General features: G+C 63.9%; 16 protein-coding genes and 1 pseudogene. 7 read left to right on the top strand and 10 right to left on the bottom strand.

All coding sequences use genetic code 11. From position 1 onward, the window contains the following. Window positions 1–13 precede the first annotated feature (13 nt). Window positions 14–1,432 carry a 3-isopropylmalate dehydratase large subunit gene (gene leuC / locus AC1DO7_RS25360; protein WP_441614041.1) on the top strand — a complete coding sequence of 473 codons (1,419 nt, stop codon included), beginning with the start codon at window positions 14–16 and terminating at the stop codon, window positions 1,430–1,432. Then, window positions 1,425–2,069, top strand: coding sequence for a 3-isopropylmalate dehydratase small subunit (gene leuD / locus AC1DO7_RS25365; RefSeq protein WP_441614042.1), 645 nt, complete (start codon window positions 1,425–1,427; stop codon window positions 2,067–2,069). Before leuC ends, leuD begins: the two co-directional genes overlap by 8 nt. Before the next feature lie 91 nt (window positions 2,070–2,160). On the opposite strand, the gene AC1DO7_RS25370 is transcribed toward leuD, so the two are convergent. Next, window positions 2,161–3,045 carry a LysR family transcriptional regulator gene (locus AC1DO7_RS25370; protein ID WP_441614043.1) on the bottom strand — a complete coding sequence of 295 codons (885 nt, stop codon included), beginning with the start codon at window positions 3,043–3,045 and terminating at the stop codon, window positions 2,161–2,163. Between the two features lie 233 nt (window positions 3,046–3,278). On the opposite strand from AC1DO7_RS25370, the gene argC reads away from it, so the two are divergent. Continuing rightward, a complete protein-coding gene (gene argC / locus AC1DO7_RS25375) occupies window positions 3,279–4,211 on the top strand; it encodes an N-acetyl-gamma-glutamyl-phosphate reductase (RefSeq protein WP_477116698.1) in 933 nt (310 codons plus the stop codon). Window positions 4,212–4,363: 152 nt separating this feature from the next. On the opposite strand, the gene AC1DO7_RS25380 is transcribed toward argC, so the two are convergent. Then, window positions 4,364–5,794 carry a DUF2252 domain-containing protein gene (locus AC1DO7_RS25380; RefSeq protein ID WP_441614044.1) on the bottom strand — a complete coding sequence of 477 codons (1,431 nt, stop codon included), beginning with the start codon at window positions 5,792–5,794 and terminating at the stop codon, window positions 4,364–4,366. A 307-nt stretch (window positions 5,795–6,101) separates the two neighbouring features. On the opposite strand from AC1DO7_RS25380, the gene AC1DO7_RS25385 reads away from it, so the two are divergent. The 4 genes from AC1DO7_RS25385 (at window position 6,102) to AC1DO7_RS25400 (ending at window position 10,614) form a co-directional block, all read left to right on the top strand. Then, entirely contained in the window at window positions 6,102–6,632 is a 531-nt protein-coding gene (locus AC1DO7_RS25385) for a hypothetical protein (RefSeq protein WP_441614045.1), read from the top strand. A gap of 211 nt (window positions 6,633–6,843) precedes the next feature. Continuing rightward, window positions 6,844–8,829 carry an alkyl/aryl-sulfatase gene (locus AC1DO7_RS25390; RefSeq protein WP_477116694.1) on the top strand — a complete coding sequence of 662 codons (1,986 nt, stop codon included), beginning with the start codon at window positions 6,844–6,846 and terminating at the stop codon, window positions 8,827–8,829. Between the two features lie 195 nt (window positions 8,830–9,024). Continuing rightward, the gene (locus tag AC1DO7_RS25395) at window positions 9,025–9,318 is read left to right on the top strand and encodes a hypothetical protein (RefSeq protein ID WP_441614048.1); all 294 of its coding nucleotides are present in this window, start codon (window positions 9,025–9,027) and stop codon (window positions 9,316–9,318) included. 267 nt (window positions 9,319–9,585) lie between these two features. Continuing rightward, a complete protein-coding gene (locus AC1DO7_RS25400; RefSeq protein ID WP_441614049.1) occupies window positions 9,586–10,614 on the top strand; it encodes a YeiH family protein in 1,029 nt (342 codons plus the stop codon). A 106-nt stretch (window positions 10,615–10,720) separates the two neighbouring features. On the opposite strand, the gene AC1DO7_RS25405 is transcribed toward AC1DO7_RS25400, so the two are convergent. From AC1DO7_RS25405 to AC1DO7_RS25440, 8 genes and pseudogenes are all read right to left on the bottom strand, one after another. Beyond that, window positions 10,721–11,584 carry a hypothetical protein gene (locus AC1DO7_RS25405; RefSeq protein ID WP_441614050.1) on the bottom strand — a complete coding sequence of 288 codons (864 nt, stop codon included), beginning with the start codon at window positions 11,582–11,584 and terminating at the stop codon, window positions 10,721–10,723. 137 nt (window positions 11,585–11,721) lie between these two features. Further along, a complete protein-coding gene (locus AC1DO7_RS25410; RefSeq protein ID WP_441614051.1) occupies window positions 11,722–12,618 on the bottom strand; it encodes a hypothetical protein in 897 nt (298 codons plus the stop codon). Between the two features lie 222 nt (window positions 12,619–12,840). Continuing rightward, window positions 12,841–14,085 carry a complex I 51 kDa subunit family protein gene (locus tag AC1DO7_RS25415; protein ID WP_441614052.1) on the bottom strand — a complete coding sequence of 415 codons (1,245 nt, stop codon included), beginning with the start codon at window positions 14,083–14,085 and terminating at the stop codon, window positions 12,841–12,843. A gap of 19 nt (window positions 14,086–14,104) precedes the next feature. Further along, on the bottom strand, window positions 14,105–15,754 hold the full coding sequence (locus AC1DO7_RS25420) for an FAD-binding protein (RefSeq protein ID WP_441614053.1): 1,650 nt from the start codon (window positions 15,752–15,754) through the stop codon (window positions 14,105–14,107). Window positions 15,755–15,768: 14 nt separating this feature from the next. Continuing rightward, entirely contained in the window at window positions 15,769–16,407 is a 639-nt protein-coding gene (locus AC1DO7_RS25425; RefSeq protein ID WP_441614054.1) for a 2Fe-2S iron-sulfur cluster-binding protein, read from the bottom strand. Window positions 16,408–16,492: 85 nt separating this feature from the next. Next, a pseudogene (locus tag AC1DO7_RS25430) lies at window positions 16,493–16,579 on the bottom strand (hypothetical protein); the annotation flags it as partial. A 94-nt stretch (window positions 16,580–16,673) separates the two neighbouring features. Continuing rightward, window positions 16,674–18,179 (bottom strand): DASS family sodium-coupled anion symporter, encoded by a 1,506-nt coding sequence (locus AC1DO7_RS25435; RefSeq protein WP_441614055.1) that lies wholly within the window; start codon window positions 18,177–18,179, stop codon window positions 16,674–16,676. Between the two features lie 490 nt (window positions 18,180–18,669). Continuing rightward, window positions 18,670–19,581, bottom strand: a complete 912-nt coding sequence (locus AC1DO7_RS25440; RefSeq protein WP_477116695.1) for a LysR family transcriptional regulator — start codon at window positions 19,579–19,581, stop codon at window positions 18,670–18,672. Window positions 19,582–19,609 lie beyond the last annotated feature (28 nt).

The raw sequence follows: 19,609 nt of genomic DNA on the forward strand, positions 1-19,609 counted from the left end.
AAGAGGTATAGCAATGACCCCGACAACCCTGTACCAGAAGCTGGTCGACTCCCATACGGTCGCCAGAATTGATGAAGACAACGTTCTGTTGTATTGCGACCTGCACCTGATGAATGAGTACACCAGTCCTCAGGCATTCCATGGGCTGCATGAGCAAGATCGCGGTGTGCTGATCCCCGGGCAAAACGTCTCCGTCGTCAGCCATATCATTCCGACGCACCCAACGGCGATCCGGGTGATCGCGGATCCCGCCTCCGCCCTGCAGGCCACGAACCTCCGGGACAACTGCAACCGGCATGCGATTCCGCTGTTCGACACCAACGACACGCTGCAAGGGATCGAGCACGTGATTGCACCGGAGCACGGGATGATCCGGCCGGGCATGGTGGTGATCTGCGGCGACAGCCATACCACGACGTATGGCGCGCTCGGCGCCCTGGGCTTCGGTATCGGGACCTCCGAGGTCGAACATGTGCTGGCGACCCAGACGCTGGTCTATCGGATGGCAAAGACCATGCGCATCCGCGTAGACGGGAAGCTCCCGGTCGGCACGACCGCCAAGGATCTCATTCTCAGGATCATCGGTGCGATCGGCGCGCAAGGCGCACGCGGGTATGTCGTCGAATACTGCGGATCGGCCATTCTGGATCTGAGCGTCGAGGCACGCTTCACGCTCTGCAACATGACGGTGGAAGCTGCGGCGCGAGGCGCGTTGATCGCGCCAGATGCGGTCGCCACCGATTACGTGCTGCGCCGTGCGGTGGACATCGAAGGCCCGCAACGTGAAGATGCGCTCCGATACTGGGCAAGCCTGCAAAGCGATGCGGGCGCCCTGTTTGATATGGAGTATGTGTTTGACGCGAGCGATGTCGAGCCCTATGTGACCTGGGGAACCAGCCCCGACCAGGTACTACCTGTTTCCGGACACATTCCATTCCCCGAGGATCAGATCGACGAAGTCGAGCAGCGGTCGGTTGAACGGGCGCTTGCGTACACACACCTGACGCCCGGGGCGGCGTTGGAAGGCACGCCGATCCAGCATGTCTTTATCGGATCCTGTACCAACGGACGCATCGAGGATCTCAGGGCCGTGGCGAACGTAGTCCGCGGCAAGAAGGTGGCCGAAGGGGTCAGGGCCATGGTGGTACCCGGCTCAGGCGCGGTCAAGGCTCAGGCCGAACGGGAAGGCATTGCCGACATCGTTACCGCCGCGGGATTCGAATGGCGCCAGCCGGGTTGTTCGATGTGCCTGGCAATGAACGATGACGTGCTCGCCGACGGCGTTCGCTGCGCTTCCACCACCAATCGCAATTTCGAGGGCAGGCAAGGACGCGGGGCCATCACCCACCTGATGAGCCCGCCCATGGCCGCCGCCGCGGCGATCACCGGAACGATCACCGACGTCCGAAAGCTGGAGACTTCCCATGTCTGAGTACACGCACATCACTGGCAAGGGTGCGGCGATCCGCATCGAAAACCTCGATACCGACCAGATCATCCCGAAGCAGTTCCTGCGGGGCATCGACAAGACTGGCCTGGACAAAGGCATTCTCTATGACCACCGCTTCGACGCCACCGGCGCACGCCGTCCGGACTTTGTGCTGAATCGCCCGGAGTACGCCGGCACCGGCATCCTCATCGGCGGAGCGAACTTCGGCTGCGGATCGAGCCGCGAGCACGCGGTATGGGGACTGCAGCAATTTGGCATTCGCGCCGTCATTGCACCCAGCTTCGGCGAGATCTTCTATTCGAACGCCATGAATAACCAGCTTCTGCTGGTAATGTTGCCGCGGGAAGCCATTGAGCAGTTGATGAACGACGTGGACGCGAATAGCGGCAACGTGATCACGATTGATCTCGATGCGATGCGGGTGCGGACACCTTCAGGGGAGTATCCCTTTGAGCTGTCCGCGAGGCACCGCCGCATGTTCCTCGAGGGGCTGGACATCATCGGCCTCTCCCTGAAGCACCGTGGCGAGATTGAGGAGTTTGTCGGGAAGTACTGGTCCAGCTTCCCCTGGACAAAAAACGTAGCCAGACAAACTCGAGACCGGCTTGGGTCTACCTGAAAAGGACGACTTCGCTTGTCGCGAGTCGGGTGGGTGCCTCGCACAACTCGCACAACTCGCACAACAGCCGGTCGGCGTGTGGCCAACGGCGCTACCCCGCCCGTAGCGCCCACAGGGCCTCCAGCACGTATTCCGTGGCACGTTCTACCCGTTCCGCGCTGTGCGCCAACCCCAGTCGCCGCCACAATGCCGGCCGCAGCGGCCGCATCACCACGCGCGCATCCGGCGCCGGCGTGGTGACCTCGTGTGGCAGCAGGGCCGCGCCATAGCCGGCCGCCACCAGGCTCTTGATGGCGTCGTTGTAGTTGAGCTGGATACGCGGCGCCGGCCTCTGGCCACCGCTGGCGAACCACTCGGCGGTCAGGCGCGACAGGCGCGTGGTGCCGTCATTCAGGATCAGCGGGCGCGTTGCCAGCCAGGCCGGCGTGATGCGCGCAGGGCAGGGCCAGCTCGCTGGCAGGAAAGCCCGCACAGGATCCCGCCGCCAAGGGCGGATGGTCAGCCCCGCCACGCGCGCCTGTGGCAGGGCCACCAGACCGATCTCCAGCGTGCCGGCGGCCAGCCGCGCCAGCGTCTCCTCCGAGGTGAGCACGGCCACCTGCACGTCGATGTCGGGGTGCTGCTCCGCCAGCATGGCCAGCGCCTGCGGCAGCAGGTGGGCGATGGCCCCGGTCGAGGCGCCGAGGCGCACGCGGCCGGTCAACCCCTGCACCTGACGCTGCACGTCGTCCAGCGCAAGGTCGGCATCGGCCAGCAGGCGGCGGGCGCGATCGACCAGTGTCTCGCCAATCGACGACGGACGCACCTCGCCGCGCTTGCGCGTCAGCAGTGGCGCGCCGACGCGGGCTTCCAGCTCGGCAATGTGCAGGCTGACGGTGGGTGGAGCCAGGTGCAACGCGCGCGCAGCTTCGGCGAAGGAACCCAGATCGGCGATGGCGACGAGGGTACGCAGGCGGTCCAGGCTGATCTCGCGCATGGGGCGGAACTCCGGTCAAGGGCGTAAATGCTGACGAGGATATCGTTCAGGATTCGTGAATTTCATCGTCATGAAATTCAACTTTTCCGATTCTATCCGGTGGCGCAAGATGGCGCTTCCATGATCGCGCCACACCCGCGGCCGCACCAACGCAAAGCTGATGCCGAACCGGCCGGGGCCGCCACTTTCACGTCACTTCCGAGGATCCATCCCATGCGCTACCGCTTGTTTTCATCGACGGCGACCAGGGCACCACCGGCCTGCAGATCCATGAACGCCTGCGCGGACGCGACGATCTGCGCGTCCTTACGCTGCCCGCCGGCCAGCGCAAGGATGCGCGCGCCCGCGCCGACGCCATCAACGGCTGCGACATCGCCATCCTGTGCCTGCCGGACTCCGCCGCACGCGAGGCGGTGACGTCCATCGTCAATCCTGCGGTGCGCGTGATCGACGCCAGTTCGGCACACCGCACGCAGGCCGGCTGGACCTATGGCTTTCCGGAGATGGCCGCCGGCCAGGCGCAGCGCATCGCGGGCGCGCTGCGCGTCAGCAACCCGGGCTGCTATCCCACCGGGGCGATCGGCCTGCTGCGCCCCTTGGTGGAGGCCGGCCTGCTGCCGCACGACTACCCCATCGCCATCCACGCGGTGTCGGGCTATTCGGGGGGCGGCCGCGCCGCCGTCGATGCCTACGAGGGACCGGAGGCCACCCGGGCCCTGCCGTTCCAGGTCTATGGCCTGGGCCTGGCGCACAAGCACACGCCTGAAATCCAGCAGCACGCGGGCCTGGCACGGCGCCCCGCCTTCGTGCCGGCCTACGGCGCCTTCCGGCAAGGTATCGTGCTGACGGTGGCGCTGGAGCTGGACCTGCTGGCATCCGGCACGGACGTCGACAGGCTGCACGCCTGCCTGCTCGACCACTACGCCGACGCCCGCCATGTCGAGGTGATGCCGCTCGCCGAATCGGCCGCCGCCACGCACCTCGACCCGCAGGMGCTGAACGGCACCAACGACCTGCGCCTGGGCGTGTTCGCCAACCGCGAGCACGGGCAGGTGCTGTTGGCAGCGGTGTTCGACAACCTCGGCAAGGGTGCCGCGGGGGCGGCAGTGYAGAACCTCGACCTGATGCTGGCCGGGGTGGCGGCGGAGGTTCGCCGGGCCGCCTGACCTCTACCCAGGGTAACGGCGGTCGCCGCAGCCGGGCGAGTTCACCGTATCGCCGTCCAGGCGCGTCACTTAAGGCGGCGCAAGCCTCGGCGTCGAGATAAGAAGCGGGCCGGCAGCTTGTCGGCTTCCGGCCCGATGATGTCCCATGCAGATCAGATGTCCTCGATCGTCGCCTGGATGCGTCCCTCCCGAATCGCGGCGAGAAACGCCCGGAAATCGCTCCGGTTCTGTGATGCGTATTCGGTGGCGAACTCGCCGATCGCGTCATCGAAGGTCTGGCCGGAGCCCATGTAGCCCGCCATGACCGCGGCGTCGCCCGTCCGCGCGTGCGCACGGGCCAGGGCATGGGCGCACATCCGGCCGTACTGCCTGAGCATGCCGCTATCCCAGTCCTCGATGACGGCCGACATCTTCATATCGCGCAACTGCCGGATGTAGAAGTCCCGACCATTCTTGCCCCGGGTCCAGCCCAGGAACACGTCGCTGGCGGCCTGCATCAGCCGCTGGCCCACAATCACGCGCTGGCCGTGATTGTCGTACACGCTCTTGCCAGCATAGGGCTCCAGCACCGACGCCCGCGCCTCCTTCACCTGCAGGAACAGCGGGTCGTTATCGGCCGCCATGAACAGGCACACGGCGCACATCGTGCCGACACTGCCGACGCCGACAACCTTGATGGCCATGTCGAAGAAGTGAAAGCGGTCGAACAGCACCCGCGTATGGTCGGGCAGGCTCTCGCGGTACCGCGCGATGGCCTCCTCGTAGCCCGATGACAGGCCGGGCGCCTGTTCTTCAGACGGATGAAAGATCAGCGGCGGCTCGTCCTTGATCCTCGGATGCAGACCTTCCTCCACGACAAACTTCGGATACAGGTGGTCGGGTACCGACTTGCGCCGTTCCGCGGCGATGCGTTCGGCCAGCCGCTTGCGCGTCATCTCGACGATCTTGGGATCGCCGCTACGGTCCTCGTACTTCTGCAGGTCGATGCGGTCGTACCAGACATCGAGCGCGCGCATCCCCGCGTAGTTTTGCATTCGCTCCCGGTACTCGCGCACGGAGTCAGTCGCCACGCGTGCCGCGTCGCTCCTGGGTAGTGCCAGATGGTCGGCCGCGATCACGATGCTGGCCGTGAGTCGCTTCAGGTCCCACTCGAAGGGAGCCGGAAGGGTCTCGTCGAGGTCGTTGATATCGAAGATGACATTGCGCTCCGGCGTGGCAAATCCGCCGAAGTTCATCAGGTGCGCGTCACCGCAACTCTGTACGCGAATGCCGCTGGAGGGGGCGGTTGCCAGGTCGGCTGCCATGATCGCGGCCGCGCCCCGGTAGAAGGCAAAGGGCGAGGCTGACATGCGGCCGAAGCGGATCGGCACCAGCTCCAGTATCCGGCCCGTGTTCGATGCGTCCAGCAGTGCCACCGGATCCTTGCGATTGCGCGCGGCCTTCCAGCCGGATTGGGAAGAGCGCGGCACATCATCGCGCAGGGCCCGGCCTTTGGCGGCGCGCTCGTCTGCGGTGAGATAGATCGATGCGGAAGTCGGTTGGCCACCCTTCTGGGTGCGTTTCTTGTTGTCCGCCCTGGCCATGGATCGTCTCCTTGTTGTTGGGCATACGTGGGCACATCCCGAATGGGCGGCACTTGCACGCAAGCCCATACGGGACGCAAACGCGGCGAAGCAGAGCCCCACGCATGCGCCGGCGACTGGCCGGCGCTGATGGCGGTGAGCATCATCGCTTACTCAAGGTTAGGTGCAATTCAATCGCATCGCGGGCAAATTACCGCGCTGGGCCGGGAAAGGTGTCCTATTGTGTCTTGGCATTGGCAAGGCTCGATTGTGTCGATTGCGGCACCTTGGGTGGGCCGGGCCGGTGCATTCACTTCAGGAGACTGCGATGGGTAAGCTGGCTGCCACACTCAAGCATGAATTCATGGAAATGCTGCCGCCGACGATCTTCTTCTTTATCGCGCTCCACGTCGTGGCGATCATCCGTGCCCTGATGCTCCGCGGCACAGGGGTCTCGCTGCCTGCGTCGGCCTCCGTCCTCCTTGCTGCACTGATCCTCGGCAAGTCGGTGCTCGTTGCCAACATGCTTCCGTTCATCAACCGCTTTCCCGAGAAGCCGCTGATCTGGAATGTCCTCTGGAAGACGGCGATCTACATGGTGGTGGCGTTGTTCGTGCACTACCTGGAACGCCTCTACGACTACTGGAAGGACGCTCCTGGCCTGGCCGCCGCCAACCACCAGTTGCTCGTTGGAATCAACTGGCCGCAGTTCTGGGCGATCCAGATACTGCTCGTGACGCTAATCCTCAACTATTGCGTGATCGCCGAGCTGGGTCGCGTCTTGGGCCGGGAGAGGCTCAAGGCGATCTTCCTTGGTCCTCTGCCGCGGAGCGTCGTGGAGAGGAGTGCCAGGCCATAAAGCCACGGCTCGGCGATACGCATTTCACCCGCCGGTTTGCCGGGTGCACATGTGCGGCATGCGGCATGGGCCATGCGATTCAATTCAGAACGCGTAGCGAAAAAATTCACTTCTGTTTTCACTTGCCTTGGCAGAGTATTTTTCAGCACTCGGCAACGCCAGCGCGTGCCCGTTCGAGGTGCCCTCAAACACATTGGAACAGGGGTAAGGAATGACCACGGATCGCAACGTACTGGCCAGAGGCGTTGCGCTGGCCGCGGCCGCCGCCTTGTTGCACGCCGGCCCGGGCATGGCGCAGGACGCGCGCAAGGACGCCACCAGTGCTACCAGGGCCGCCAACCAGAAGCTGCTTGGCGAGCTGCCTTTCGCCGACCGCTCGGATTTCGATGACGCGCACCGCGGCTTTATCGCGGCGCTGCCGGACGCCATCATCAAGGGTACGTCGGGGAACCCGATCTGGAATCCGCAGCAGTACGCCTTCATCAAGGAGGGATCGGCCGCGCCTGGCACCGTCAACCCGAGCCTCTGGCGGCAGGCGCAGCTCATCAATATCAGCGGGCTGTTCCAGGTCACCGATGGCATCTATCAGGTCCGTAACCAGGATCTGTCGAACATGACCATCATCGAGGGCAAGGAAGGGATCACGGTGGTAGACCCGCTGGTCTCGCAAGAGACGGCAAAGGTCGCCATCGAGCTCTACTACGCCAACCGGGGCCGCAAGGCGGTCAAGGCGGTTATCTATACGCACAGCCACGTCGACCACTACGGCGGCGTCCGCGGCGTGGTGGACGCGGCGGATGTGGCATCTGGCAAGGTCAAGATCTACGCGCCGGAAGGCTTCCTCGAAGCGGCCGTCGCCGAGAATGTCATGGCGGGTAATGCCATGAGCCGCCGCGCCAGCTATATGTACGGAAACCTGCTGCCGCCCGACCCGAAGGGCCAGGTGGGCGCAGGGCTGGGCACCACGACATCTGCCGGCACCGTGACGCTGTTGCTTCCCACCGAAACCATCACCAAGACGGGCGAGAAGCGCACGATCGACGGGCTGACCTATGAGTTCCTGATGGCGCCGGGGTCGGAAGCGCCATCGGAGATGCTCTGGTATATCGAAGAGAAGCGCGCAATATCCGCCGCCGAGGACTGCACTCACACACTGCATAACACCTACTCGCTGCGTGGCGCCAAGATCCGCGAACCGTTGCCGTGGTCCAAGTACCTGAACCAGGCGCTGACCATGTGGGGCGCCAAGGCAGACGTCATGTTCGCCCAGCACCACTGGCCGACCTTCGGGCGCGAGAACGTCGTCAAGCTACTGCGCCAGCAGCGCGACCTGTACCGCTACATCAACGACGAAACGCTGCATCTCGCCAACCAGGGCGAGACGATGGTCGAGATCGCAGACAAGTTCAAGCTGCCGCCGGGCCTTGCGCTGATGTGGGCCAACCGGGGCTACTATGGCTCGGTCAGCCATGACGTCAAGGCGACCTACGTGCTCTACCTCGGCTGGTTCAACGGAAACCCGGCCACACTGGACGAGCTGACGCCGGCGGAAGCCGGCAAGCGCTACGTCGAGTTCATGGGCGGCGCCAACGCTGTGCTGGCCAAGGCAAGGCAGTCTTACGCCCGCGGCGAGTACCGCTGGGTCGCGCAGGTGGTCAACCACGTTGTGTTCGCCGATCCGTCGAACCAGGCCGCCAAGGCCCTGCAGGCCGATGCGCTCGAGCAACTCGGCTACCAGGCCGAGTCCGGCCCGTGGCGCAACTTCTACCTCAGCGGCGCCAAGGAACTGCGCGAGGGCGTGAAGAAGCTGCCGACGCCGAACACGGCCAGTGGCGATACAGTGAAGGCGATGACGCCGGAGATGTTCTTCGACTACCTCAGCGTGCGCGTCAACCGCGCCAAGGCAGCCAACGCTCATGTCGTGCTCAATGTCGACCTCGGCAAACCGGAGGGGACCTACCTGCTGGAACTTGAGAACGGCGTGCTCAATCACACTGCGGGCGTGCAGGYGCAGCAGGCCGATGCCAACATCACGATGTCACGCGATACGCTGAACGGCGTCATCCTGGGCCAGACCAAGATGGCGGATGCAGTAAAGAACGGTAGCGCGAAGGTCACCGGCAACCAGATGAAACTGGACGAGCTGGTGAGTTACCTCGATACGTTCGAGTTCTGGTTCAACATCGTGACACCGTAATCAGAAGATCTTCGTCAGGCTGCAGGTGTCAAGCCGCTACGAGGCCATCATCGCGGCCCGCAAGCTGGCGCTCTGTGAGCGTTGACGCGCACGCGTGGCATCAGCCCACGAAGCGCCGGTCAACGCTCCAAATTGACGCGCCGAAAGATCAGGTGCAACCTTCCATCATCTTCCTCCCCCGCACCGGAGCCCGCCATGACCTCCCAAGAATTCCGAGCGTTCAAGGCAAACCTGGCGATGTTGCTACGCGACATGCCGATCGGAACCACGGCCGATTTCTCCGACGTGGCCGTTGCCTACTGGGATGGCACCCAGGTGATCGGCGCTTATTTGCGCGACGGCGGGCGGCTGGATGAGGACTTCGAGTTCGACCGGAACGCGTGTGAGAGCTGGCACGACGAACTAGTCGGCTGGCAGGCCAACCCGACCTTCACCGAACGCGAGGAACTGAAGGGCAGCCTGCAGCACCCCGGGCAACGCGCCGCCTGACCGCAGCACCTCGCCAGCATGTCTGGTGGTGCTGGCACTGGTCCAGGATGCCGATGCGATGTGCTTCAGGAGCGGCTCACCATCGACGGTGGCATGGAATGCAAAGTCGTTGGCATCCGTTGCATGGCGGGCACCGGGTCCCGTGTCGCATGCTTGCTAACCGGGAACTTGCAGAGTGTGTCCGCCAGCGCTTCCCGGTTTGCCAAAGTTAGCGGGCCTGATACCGAGATGGGTGGCGAACGTCGTCGACCCGTCGGAGAGACATCCATGTCCGTGAAATTTCTGAATCCGAGCTTGTTAAGTACGTTCCGGGGCAATCTGCCCGGCATGGTCATCAGCGCGGTGGTAACAGTCGCAGCCATGTCGCTCGCCTCGCATTACCAGGCGCCGGTGATGCTGTTCGCCTTGCTATTGGGTATGGCGCTGAACTTCCTGTCCCGAGAATCCTCCACTGCTTCCGGTATTGACTTCAGTGCCAAGCAGGTGCTTCGGCTGGGGGTGGCCTTGCTGGGATTACGCATCACTGCCTCGCAGGTAGCGGCGCTGGGCTGGCACTCCGTTGCCATGGTCGTATTGGCGGTGGCGCTGACCATATTGTGCGGCATCGTGCTGGCCCGAATGATGGGGTTCCAGACGTTCTTCGGCTTGCTCACCGGGGGTGCCGTGGCGATCTGCGGTGCTTCCGCGGCGCTGGCCCTGTCGGCAGCCATGCCACAGCATCCGCTAAAGGAGCGCGCGACGCTGTTCACGGTAATTTCCGTGAGCACGCTATCGACGGTCGCGATGGTGCTATATCCGATGCTCGCGCAACTGTTGGCCCTGCCTTCTTTGCAGGCCGGAGCCTTTATTGGCGGAACCATCCATGACGTGGCCCAGGTCGTGGGGGCCGGCTACAGCATCTCGCATGAAGCTGGTGATGCGGCTACGCTGATCAAGCTGATGCGCGTGGCCATGCTGCTGCCGGTGATCGCGCTGGCAGCCTGGTTGTCGCAGCGGCATCAGCGGGCACAAGGGGAAGCCGGAAAGGGGCCGCGCCCGCCGCTGCTGCCATGGTTTGCCGTGGCCTTCGCGGTGCTGGTGGCGATCAACAGCACAGGCTGGTTGCCTCCGGGGTTGGTAAAGGCGGGGCAGTTTGCTTCGCAGTGGTGCCTGGTCATGTCCATGGTGTCGATCGGCATGAAGACCCACCTCAAGGATATCCTGTCCGTAGGCTGGAAGCCGGTGGCGCTGATGGTTCTCGAGACGCTGTTCCTGGCCGTGCTGTTCTACGGCATGCTGGTGGTGGTGCGATTCTAGTTTGGCAACCACGGGGCCTGGCGTCGCGGACCGCATTGTCCGGCAAGGCCGCCCATGCGTGCGCGCCAGGGCGATAGAGAGGAAGGGATAACCCAGGCGAGTCACGCTAGAAGCTGACACCCAGTGAAAGGATCGCGACCTGATCGGATGAGCCGGGATTGAACCAGTAAAAGCCTGCGGTGAACTTGCGCACCGTGACCTGTAAAAAGCCGCCTCGCTGGAGATCGCGGCTCCCCCCGTAGATCCGGGTACGCTGGGCGACGACACCGAGTCTCAGCCATTCGATCGGGCGGAATCCGAGTTCACTCCAGGCATAGAGATAGCCCGATTCGTCTCCATGTGGATTCAAGTATTCGGCTTCGATGTAGTAGTCGAACTTGCGTATGGCCACGCTGGCCTCGAGTCCGCCGATCACACCATGCGTGGAGCCTCCCACGAATCCGACGATAGGCGTCGCCTTGAACTGGACGGATTCGCCTCCCGAGAATGTCCAGCCGATGAATGCCGACTGCGAGTGCTTCGCCTCGTAGTTGGTTCTTGCCTCGAGGTGGAGCTGCGATTTTTCCGCAATGAAGATACCGCTGAGGTAGTCGCCGCTCTCACGCGGCATGTTCCAGTAGCCTGTCGCCGAGAAAGTCCACGGTGCGCCGGCAGGCTGTGCTGCGCCGTCCGGCGCGGGCTGGGGCGGTTCCTGTGCGCGGACACCGCCCACGGCCAGCGTGGTGGCCAGCAACATGGAGGCGGCTCGCATCCGAGCCACCCAGCGAGTTCCTGACGGCAATTGCGAGGGAGAGGCGCCGGCCGTGTCCCGCCGGCGTGCGAACCAGGAACATGACCGCGTCAACCAGCTCCCGGGCCAGCCCATCTCGGAGACCCGGTCCACCACGTCCGGCACCGGCTCGCGCATCGGCGCATCCTCCGGCGGCGCGGTCGCGCCCGCGCCGATAGTTGTCTTGGGTGCATCTGCCACGGAGAACTCCCGGACGCTGCATCGATGATCGGACAAAGTGACAGGGGCCAGTTCTGGCTATTTCCCCCGGCTCCGACAAAGTGTCCCGCGTGCCAACAGGCTCCCCGAAACGGTGTCTTCCTGAAAGGGCGAGGGGCTCAGAAGCGAAACACGGCACTCAGCATGGGCCCCTTGAGTGTCAGCCTCTGCACCAGGTCRTCGCCACCCAGATAAAAGGTCAGGTAGCGGTAAGTCAGTTGCACATCGCCCCATTTTGCTGCGTACGCCGCCCCTCCGGATGCCTGCACCGTATATCTGGCGGAGCCGGCACCGACGTCCAGGTAATAGGGCATGTACCATCTGCCCGAGTCGCCAAGTCGGATACGCCCGCGAACACCGATGATGCCGTCGATGATATTGGCCGTCTGCGACAGGCTCCCGTCTTTCGCAAGCGTCGCGCCTTGTTCCGTGAACGTGGCAGACAGTGTCCAGTTCGCGTTCGCGCTCAGGTTCAGGTACCGAAGCCCGCCGAGTGGTTCGATCGTGCCCCAGGACACGCGCTGCCCGGTATAAGCGACAGCAAGTCCGAACAGGCCACCGCTCAGGCTGCTGCCTGTTCCGGTTGTCACATCGCGCGGTATGACAACCCTGGCACCGTTCCCCGCGCCGACGGCATTGACGGTGGTCTGTTGGTGACCGAAATCCAGATAGGCAGCATCGGCCAGGATCGTCCAGTTTCCCTTGCTGGCCTCGGCCTGCAACATGAGCAGGAACTGCAGATTCTGGAGATAGCTGTCCGGCCCCGTTCCCACGTCGAGTCTGCCACCTCCGGTCGAAGACGATCCGGAGAAGCCGAAGGCTCCGCTCACATTGGGTAACCAGAGGTATGGCCCGATCGCAAAACGCCATCCATTCGCATCCGGCGATTCCGCATGAGCCAGGCCGGCCGCGATTGCAAGGACGAGAGTGACACCCAGACGGTTCCTGCCGGGCTTCGCAAGCCGCTTCTTGCCATAATCCGCGTCGGGCAGAACGCCTTGTGGTGCGTTTTCCATGCTTTACGCCTCCGCTCTTGGATCCGAACCCCAAGCCGATCAACACGCAGACACAGACGCCCGCGTCAGTCGCCTGCCCCATGGATGCTTGCCAGCGCCGCCAGACAATGCCTTGTGCAGTTGATGGCAATGCATCTGGTCTGCCGCAGATCGAACGGTGACCTGTGCCGTTCCGTGACGACTGCCGGTCCCGCTGGCCAGATCCAATGGAGCCTTGCGCGCCTATGCCGCCAGAGGCGCCTCGTATTCCTCCCGGAATTGCTGAAGCGAACTCTCCACTACCGTCACGGCACCGTCGATCAGGCCACAGCGTCCGCTGCCGGGCAGGATATTGCACAGGTTCTCCAGCGCCTCCAGGTCGGCACGCACGCCCCGGCCGGTGTCGATCCGGTTGAGCAGCCGCATCAACTGGAAGGTTCCACCCTTGCATGGAGGACACTGGCCGCACGAGCCCTGAGCGAAGAAGCTCACGTACTCGGCAACCTTGCGCACGATGCTGGTGCCTTCCGATACGACGATCATTGCGCCGGTACCCAGCCGTGAGCGCCGCAGCCTCACCGAATCGAAATCCAGCGCGACATCGAGATCGCGTTTCGTCAGCAGGGTATTGGAGGGGCCACCGGTAAAGACCGCCTTGAACTCCTTGCCCTGCAACATGCCGCCGCCATGCTCGAATACCAGCGACTCGAGACGCGTGCCCATTGGCAACTCGTACAGGCCGGGGCGCAGCACGTCCCCGGAAAGCGAATGGAGCTTTGTTCCCGTGGCATTCCCGATGCCGAGGTCCCGATACCATTGCGCGCCGTGGCGCAGAATCCCGGGGACGTGGGCCAGGGTCTCCGTGTTGTTGACGATGGTTGGCGCGCCACGCACGCCGTGCTCGGCCGGGAATGGCGGCTTGCGGCGCGGGAAGGGGAACCCGCCCTCGACGCTGGCTATCACCGCGGTCTCCTCGCCCCCGATGTACAGCCCCGAACTGGGCACGATCCCCAGGGTGACTTGCTTGCCCACCAGCCGCTCGAGCTCGGCGAACAGCGGATGCTCCAGCCATTGCCCGACCGCTGTGCGTGTCGCCGCGAGGGATTCTGGCTGGTGCGGATTGACGTACAGGACGACGTGGTTGGCACGGGTGGCCGCGGCGGCAATGAGCGCGCCCTCGATGACCTGGTGTGGCGTGTGCTGCAGAAGAAAGCGGTCCTTGAACGTGCCCGGCTCGTCTTCGTTACCGTTGCAGATGATGTACTTGTCGCCGTCAGGCGCAGCGGCGACTGGCGCCCATTTGCGATGCGTCGCGAAGCCGGCGCCGCCCATGCCGCGCAGATCGGCCCGCTCGATCTCGGCGATGATTGTCGCCGGCTCGCGCAGGGCTTTCGCGAGCCCCTCTCCGCCGCCCGTGGCAAGCCATGCGAGCAGGTCGGCGCCAAGCTGGATGTCTTCCTTTAGGAGAACCTGGTTCAGGTGTGTCATCGCTCGCTCCGAGTAACGCTCACCGGACACCGCTGACCACCCGGCCCCGGGCGCCGGAATGTAGTCCGGCATCGACGCGCAAGTCGAAATGCGCGTAGCCAGGGAACAGCATCGGCGCCTTGACATGAAGGGGTAGCCCGGCGAGCGTCAGTTCCCGCTGCCAAGCATGTACGTGGCCGATTCCTGCACGACTGGCCATGACCCCGCGCCGCGGTCCGGCGGCACTGGCGCCTGCGCGCCGCCCCATGCTCAGGATGTCGAGCAGCGCGTTTCCCATCAGCCGGTTGCGGCCGTGAATGCCGCCCGTCACCTCGCCAACGCAATACAGCCCGCCGACGCCCGTGGCGCCATCCTTGTCGATCGCAACGCCGCCGTTCTGGTAGTGGAGCGTCGGATAGACGAGGAAGGGGTCCCGCGCCGGGTCCTGGCCGCACTTGCGCGCAAGATGGCTCAGCGTGACCAGGCGCTTGGCCAGGATGCCGGGATTCTCCATTTCGAGCGTCGGCGTATCGAGAAAGACCCCCACCTGCCCACCACGCGTGATGCCGCGTCCCTCCGCGCACTCGCGCAGGATCGCCGACGCGACGACGTCGCGCGGCTTGAGTTCGTCCACGAAGCGCTCGCCTTCCCCATTGATCAGCTTCGCCCCGGCGGAACGTGCTGCCTCCGAGATGAGTCCGCCAGCGAGATGCGGCGGGTATGCGATGCCGGTGGGATGGTACTGGAACGAATCGAGTTCGCGCAGCCGGGCGCCGATCCGGTACGCGAGCACGAGGCCGTCGGCGGTGGCGCCGTAGTGATTCGAGGTCGGGAAGGCATTCAGGTGCAGGCGTCCCGCGCCCCCGGTGGCGAGGATCACGGCATGGGCACGCACCAGGACGAAGGTGCGCCATTCGAGGTTGTAGATCACCGCGCCGGCGCAGTTTCCCCGCTCGTCGGTCAGCAGTTCGACCACCGGGCATCGGTTCCACACGTCGATGGCGGCGTCCAGGTCCACCGCCTCGCGCAGTACCCGCATCATCTCGAGCCCGGTATAGTCCCGGTAGGAAAGAATGCGGGCGGCCGAAGCTCCCCCCGGCCTCTTCCGCATGAGGTTGCCGCCGGGGAGCCGATCCTCCTCCTGGTCGAACATCATGCCGAGCCGGATCAGCCAGCGAATCACATCGGGCCCATCCATTACCATCTGCGCGACTAGCTCGGGATCGCCCTGGAAATGGCCGGCGCGCAGGGTGTCCTCGAAGTGCAACTGCGGGCTGTCGTCCTCGCCGATGGCAGCCTGGATGCCGCCTTCGGCCATCACGGTATTGCTGTCGCCGAGACGCAGCTTGGTGGCCAGGATGACCCGCGCGCCCTGCTTCGCAGCGGTGAGCGCGGCCGCACATCCGCCACCGCCACCACCGATCACCAGCACGTCGGTGGTCGTGAGCTGGGCACCTGCAATATCCACGTCGTCGATCAGCGCGTTGGCTTGCAACTGACGCGCGAGATCGGGCTGGCACGGATCACCTCGGTTCACCCCGACGACCAAGGACACGCGCGCATTCGGGCCATGGTCCGGGTGAAAGCCTTTCAGGAGTGCATCGACGGACGAGTCATCGCTGCGTACCGCCGGCGTCATGCCTGGCCGGTAGCGCTGGCGGGCGTCGTCATAAGGGATGCCGGCAGGCATGATCTGTTGTCCCGTCAGCCTGGCGGGCGCGCGCCCGGCGCATCGAAATCGATCTTCATCTCGCCGTTCTCGATCTGTTGCAGCCGGCGCATCAGATTCGCCGGCCGTAGCGACAGCGACGCGGTCATCCGCCGCACGAACAGGCCGAGGTGGTTGGGCCGGATCAGCTCGGGACAGGCCAGCGTGCAGAGATTGCACATGACGCATTCGTCGAAGACGCGGCCAGACTCCGCCAGCTTTCCCTCCACGGCGAGGTTTACCCCGCGCTGCACGTCGAGTCCCTTCGGGCATGCGCGATCGCAACCGCTGCAGTGACGGCAATGGGAGGCTTCCGGGAATGTTTGCTCGATGACGTGCAGGACCTGCCAGCTATCGTCCAGATCCTCCATGCGATAGACGTGGCGTGCCGGGGCAGTGAAATAGTCGAGCGAGGCCACCTGCATGCCTTCCTCGATCAGGGTCTCGCAGGCGAGCGCCGTGTTCACCTCCGGCTCGCCGCTGCGCCGCACCAGCACACGGCAGGACCCGCACACGCCCTGACCCATGCAGCCGACGCCTTCCACGAGGGTCTCCCCGGCGTGGAGAAACGCTTGCAGGATAGAGCAGTCGGGTGGGGCGTCGATCTGATGGCCTTCGATGGTGAGGCGTACCATCTTCTTGCACCCTGTCGTCTGGCGGCGCTCGCGCCACACTGGCGCACTTGCCGAAAAGGTCATATAAACCATAGCACACAGGCGGTTATGCTAGCGGGGGAATCGCTATGGGTCCGTTCCGTCCGATGCGACGCACGCGTATTTCCTTCGCACCAGCCTGCGTACCGGACTGCCACCTCTTCGCAGGAGGGCAATCCCCGGCGTTGCAATTGGCTCACCAGCAAATCCGCCTTGTGCTTTCATGCGTGAACCGGCCCTTGCCCGGCTCACCAGAATCCCAGAATCTTCCACCAGGTACCCCCTACCACGGCGAAGATGGTCAGTTCCAGCACGCACATCACCGCGCCGACCCGCCACCACTGTCCCATCGTCACATAGCCGCTGCCGAAGATGATTGGCGATGTGCCGGTGGCGTAGTGGGTCAGCGTCATCATGATCGCGGAGCCGGCCGCCATCATCAGCATGAAAGGCGGGACATAGGGTGGCGGGATCAGGTGAGCGCCCACGGTGAGAAAGGCCAGCATCATCGCGCTGATATGCGCCGTGGTACTCGCGAACAGGTAGTGGGAAAAGACGAACGCCAGCACCAGCACGGCGGCAATCGAGAGCCAGCCCATTCCACTGGCGGCGATGGCATCGCGCATATCGGCCGAGAACCATGCGATCACGCCAAGCTTGTTGAGCTGTTCCGCGAGCATTACCAGGGCGCCGAACCAGATCAAGGTGTCCCAGGCGCTCTTCTCCGATAACACATCATCCCAGTCGATCGTGCCGGTGATGATCAAGGCGAAGAGGCCGAGAAATGCGACCACGGTCGGATCGAGGGTGAAAGCCGGGCCCATGATCATCGCCGGCACGTTGGCCCACAGGACCAGCATCATGGCGAACACGCCCATCATGACCCGCTCCTTTCCACTTAACGGGCCCATGCGGGCAAGCTCGCCCCTGGCGTAATCGATGGCGTTGGGCGTCGCCTTCAGTTCGGGCGGGCAGAGCACGAAAACGACAAGCGGCATCAGCAACAGGCAGAGCAGGCCGGGCAGCAGCATGCACAGCGCCCAGGTGGTCCAGGTCAGGTGCAGCGACTGGCCACTGGCCTTGGCCACGTAGTCGACGACCAAGGGGTTCGGCGCGGTGGCGGTCACGAACATGGCCGACGTGATCGGGTTGGCATGGTAGTTGACCAGCGCCAGGTAGGTGCCGACCTTGCCCTCAGTCCCCTTGGTCGGATCAGAGTCGAAAGCGCCGGCGATCGACCGCATGATCGGATGGACAATGCCGCCACCGCGCGCGGTGTTGCTGGGCGTAAATGGCGCCAGGACCAGCTCGCAGATCGCAAGCCCGTAGCCGATGCCGACGGTGCGCTTGCCCAATAGCGCGATGAACATCAGGCCGACGCGATTGCCCAACCCCGTTTTCTTCAGCCCGCGCGAGATCAGGATGGCCACGACGATCAGCCAGATCAGCGGATTCGAGAAACTGCTCAGCGCATCGGCGATGGCGCCTTTGGACGAGTTCGAGGTCACTTGCGCCAGTGACACGATCACGATKGCCATCATYGCCATCACRCCGATCGGCATSACCTTGAGAATGATTGCGACGATCGTGGTCAGGAAAATGGCCACCAGATCCCAGGCGTCCGCGTTCAAGCCAGCCGGCGCGGGCATCAGCAGCAACGTGACAAGTACGGCCGTGGTGATGATGGCCGGCGTCAGCCGGAAGGGCACCACGGACATGAAGTAGCGATACATCGCGACGATCTTGGCGAGCATCTCCGAACCTCCCCGAAAAGGACACGGTGAATAAAGACAGCCAAGGTCCTCGCATCTGTCGACGCGAACTGTGCCTTCCGGCGGCGTAGCATTTCTCAAGAGATCCTGAACGATGGGCCTCGCGAGCAGAAGTGAATCTTTTCGAAGGGAGGATGAAGAACTTACAAGGATGGAGCTCGCCGGAGACGAGTTGACAGGGGCGAGTTGGACGCGGAGGGGCTAACCACACGATCCGCGCTGCTGAGCTGACCGGTATGCACCATTTCGGTGCCAAATTTGCCTGGCACCTGCGCCCTGTCCATGCGAGAAGTGTCGCTACTGTGACACTCCGGGCGTCGCAGCGCCTGTCAGATCCGCGGGTGTTCTTCGCGCGTGTCCGACACGGCCGCGAGATAGTGTTCCGCGCGCATGAAGCGCCCCGGCGACATCGCTCGCGCCCACCGCGGTCGGGGGACGACCAAGCGTTCGCGACGTAAAGTCGTAGAACGCTTCATCGCAATGGAAGCCAAAGGGGGCCTTCCCACGCTTTCAGCGCATCGAGAAACGCTTTCAGCTTTGACGRCGTGAAGCGGCGAGTCGGATAGACGGCATGAACGAATATTTCCGGTGACGACCATTCCGGCAAGATGCGAACGAGCTCCCCGCGGGCGATATGCGCATCGGAATAGCCGGAAGGAAGGAGTGCGATGCCGTGACCGCGGAGCGCAAAGGCGCTGACGATGTGAAAGTCGCGCGCGGCGACGGGGCCCGTTACGCGAACGTTGACTGACTTTCGTCCGCTGACCAAATGCCATTCCGTCTCGTTGTTCCGGGCGTTGATCAGCACGCAGGGATGTTGGCTGATGTCTGCGGGCCGGGCCGGGAGATGGTGATTCCGTGCGTATTCGGGGGAGGCGACCAGGTGCCTGATACTTCTTCCCACGCGTTGCGCGACAAGGCTCGAGTCCCGCAAGTCACCGAAGCGGATCGCGACGTCGACGTTTTCGGCGATCAGGTCCACGAAAACGTTGGTGAAGTAAAGATCCACCTGGATGCGCGGATAGTTCCTTAGAAACGACGACAGAAATGCGTAGAACGGCTCCTGTTCCAGCATCACGGGACCGGAGATGCGCAGCAGGCCCTCCGGCTTTTTTTGCGTCTCGGTGATCACGCGCTCCGCGTCGTACAGATGGCTCAGCGGCTCGCTGCACTGATCGAAATAGGCTCGTCCCTGCGCGGTCAGGCTGAGCTTGCGGGTCGTGCGTTGCAGCAGCGTCACGCCAAGGCGTTCCTCGAGCGCCGTCACCTTGCGGCTGACGGTGGAAACGGGCATGCCAAGGGCTAGTGCAGCGCGACTGAAGCTCTCGAATTGCGCCACTCGGACGAAGACGGCGATGTCATTCAGGTCGGCCAGTTCGGTCATGTGGACATGTGGGACTTTTGCATGGATG

Source organism: Cupriavidus sp. 05N40 (assembly GCF_056397305.1).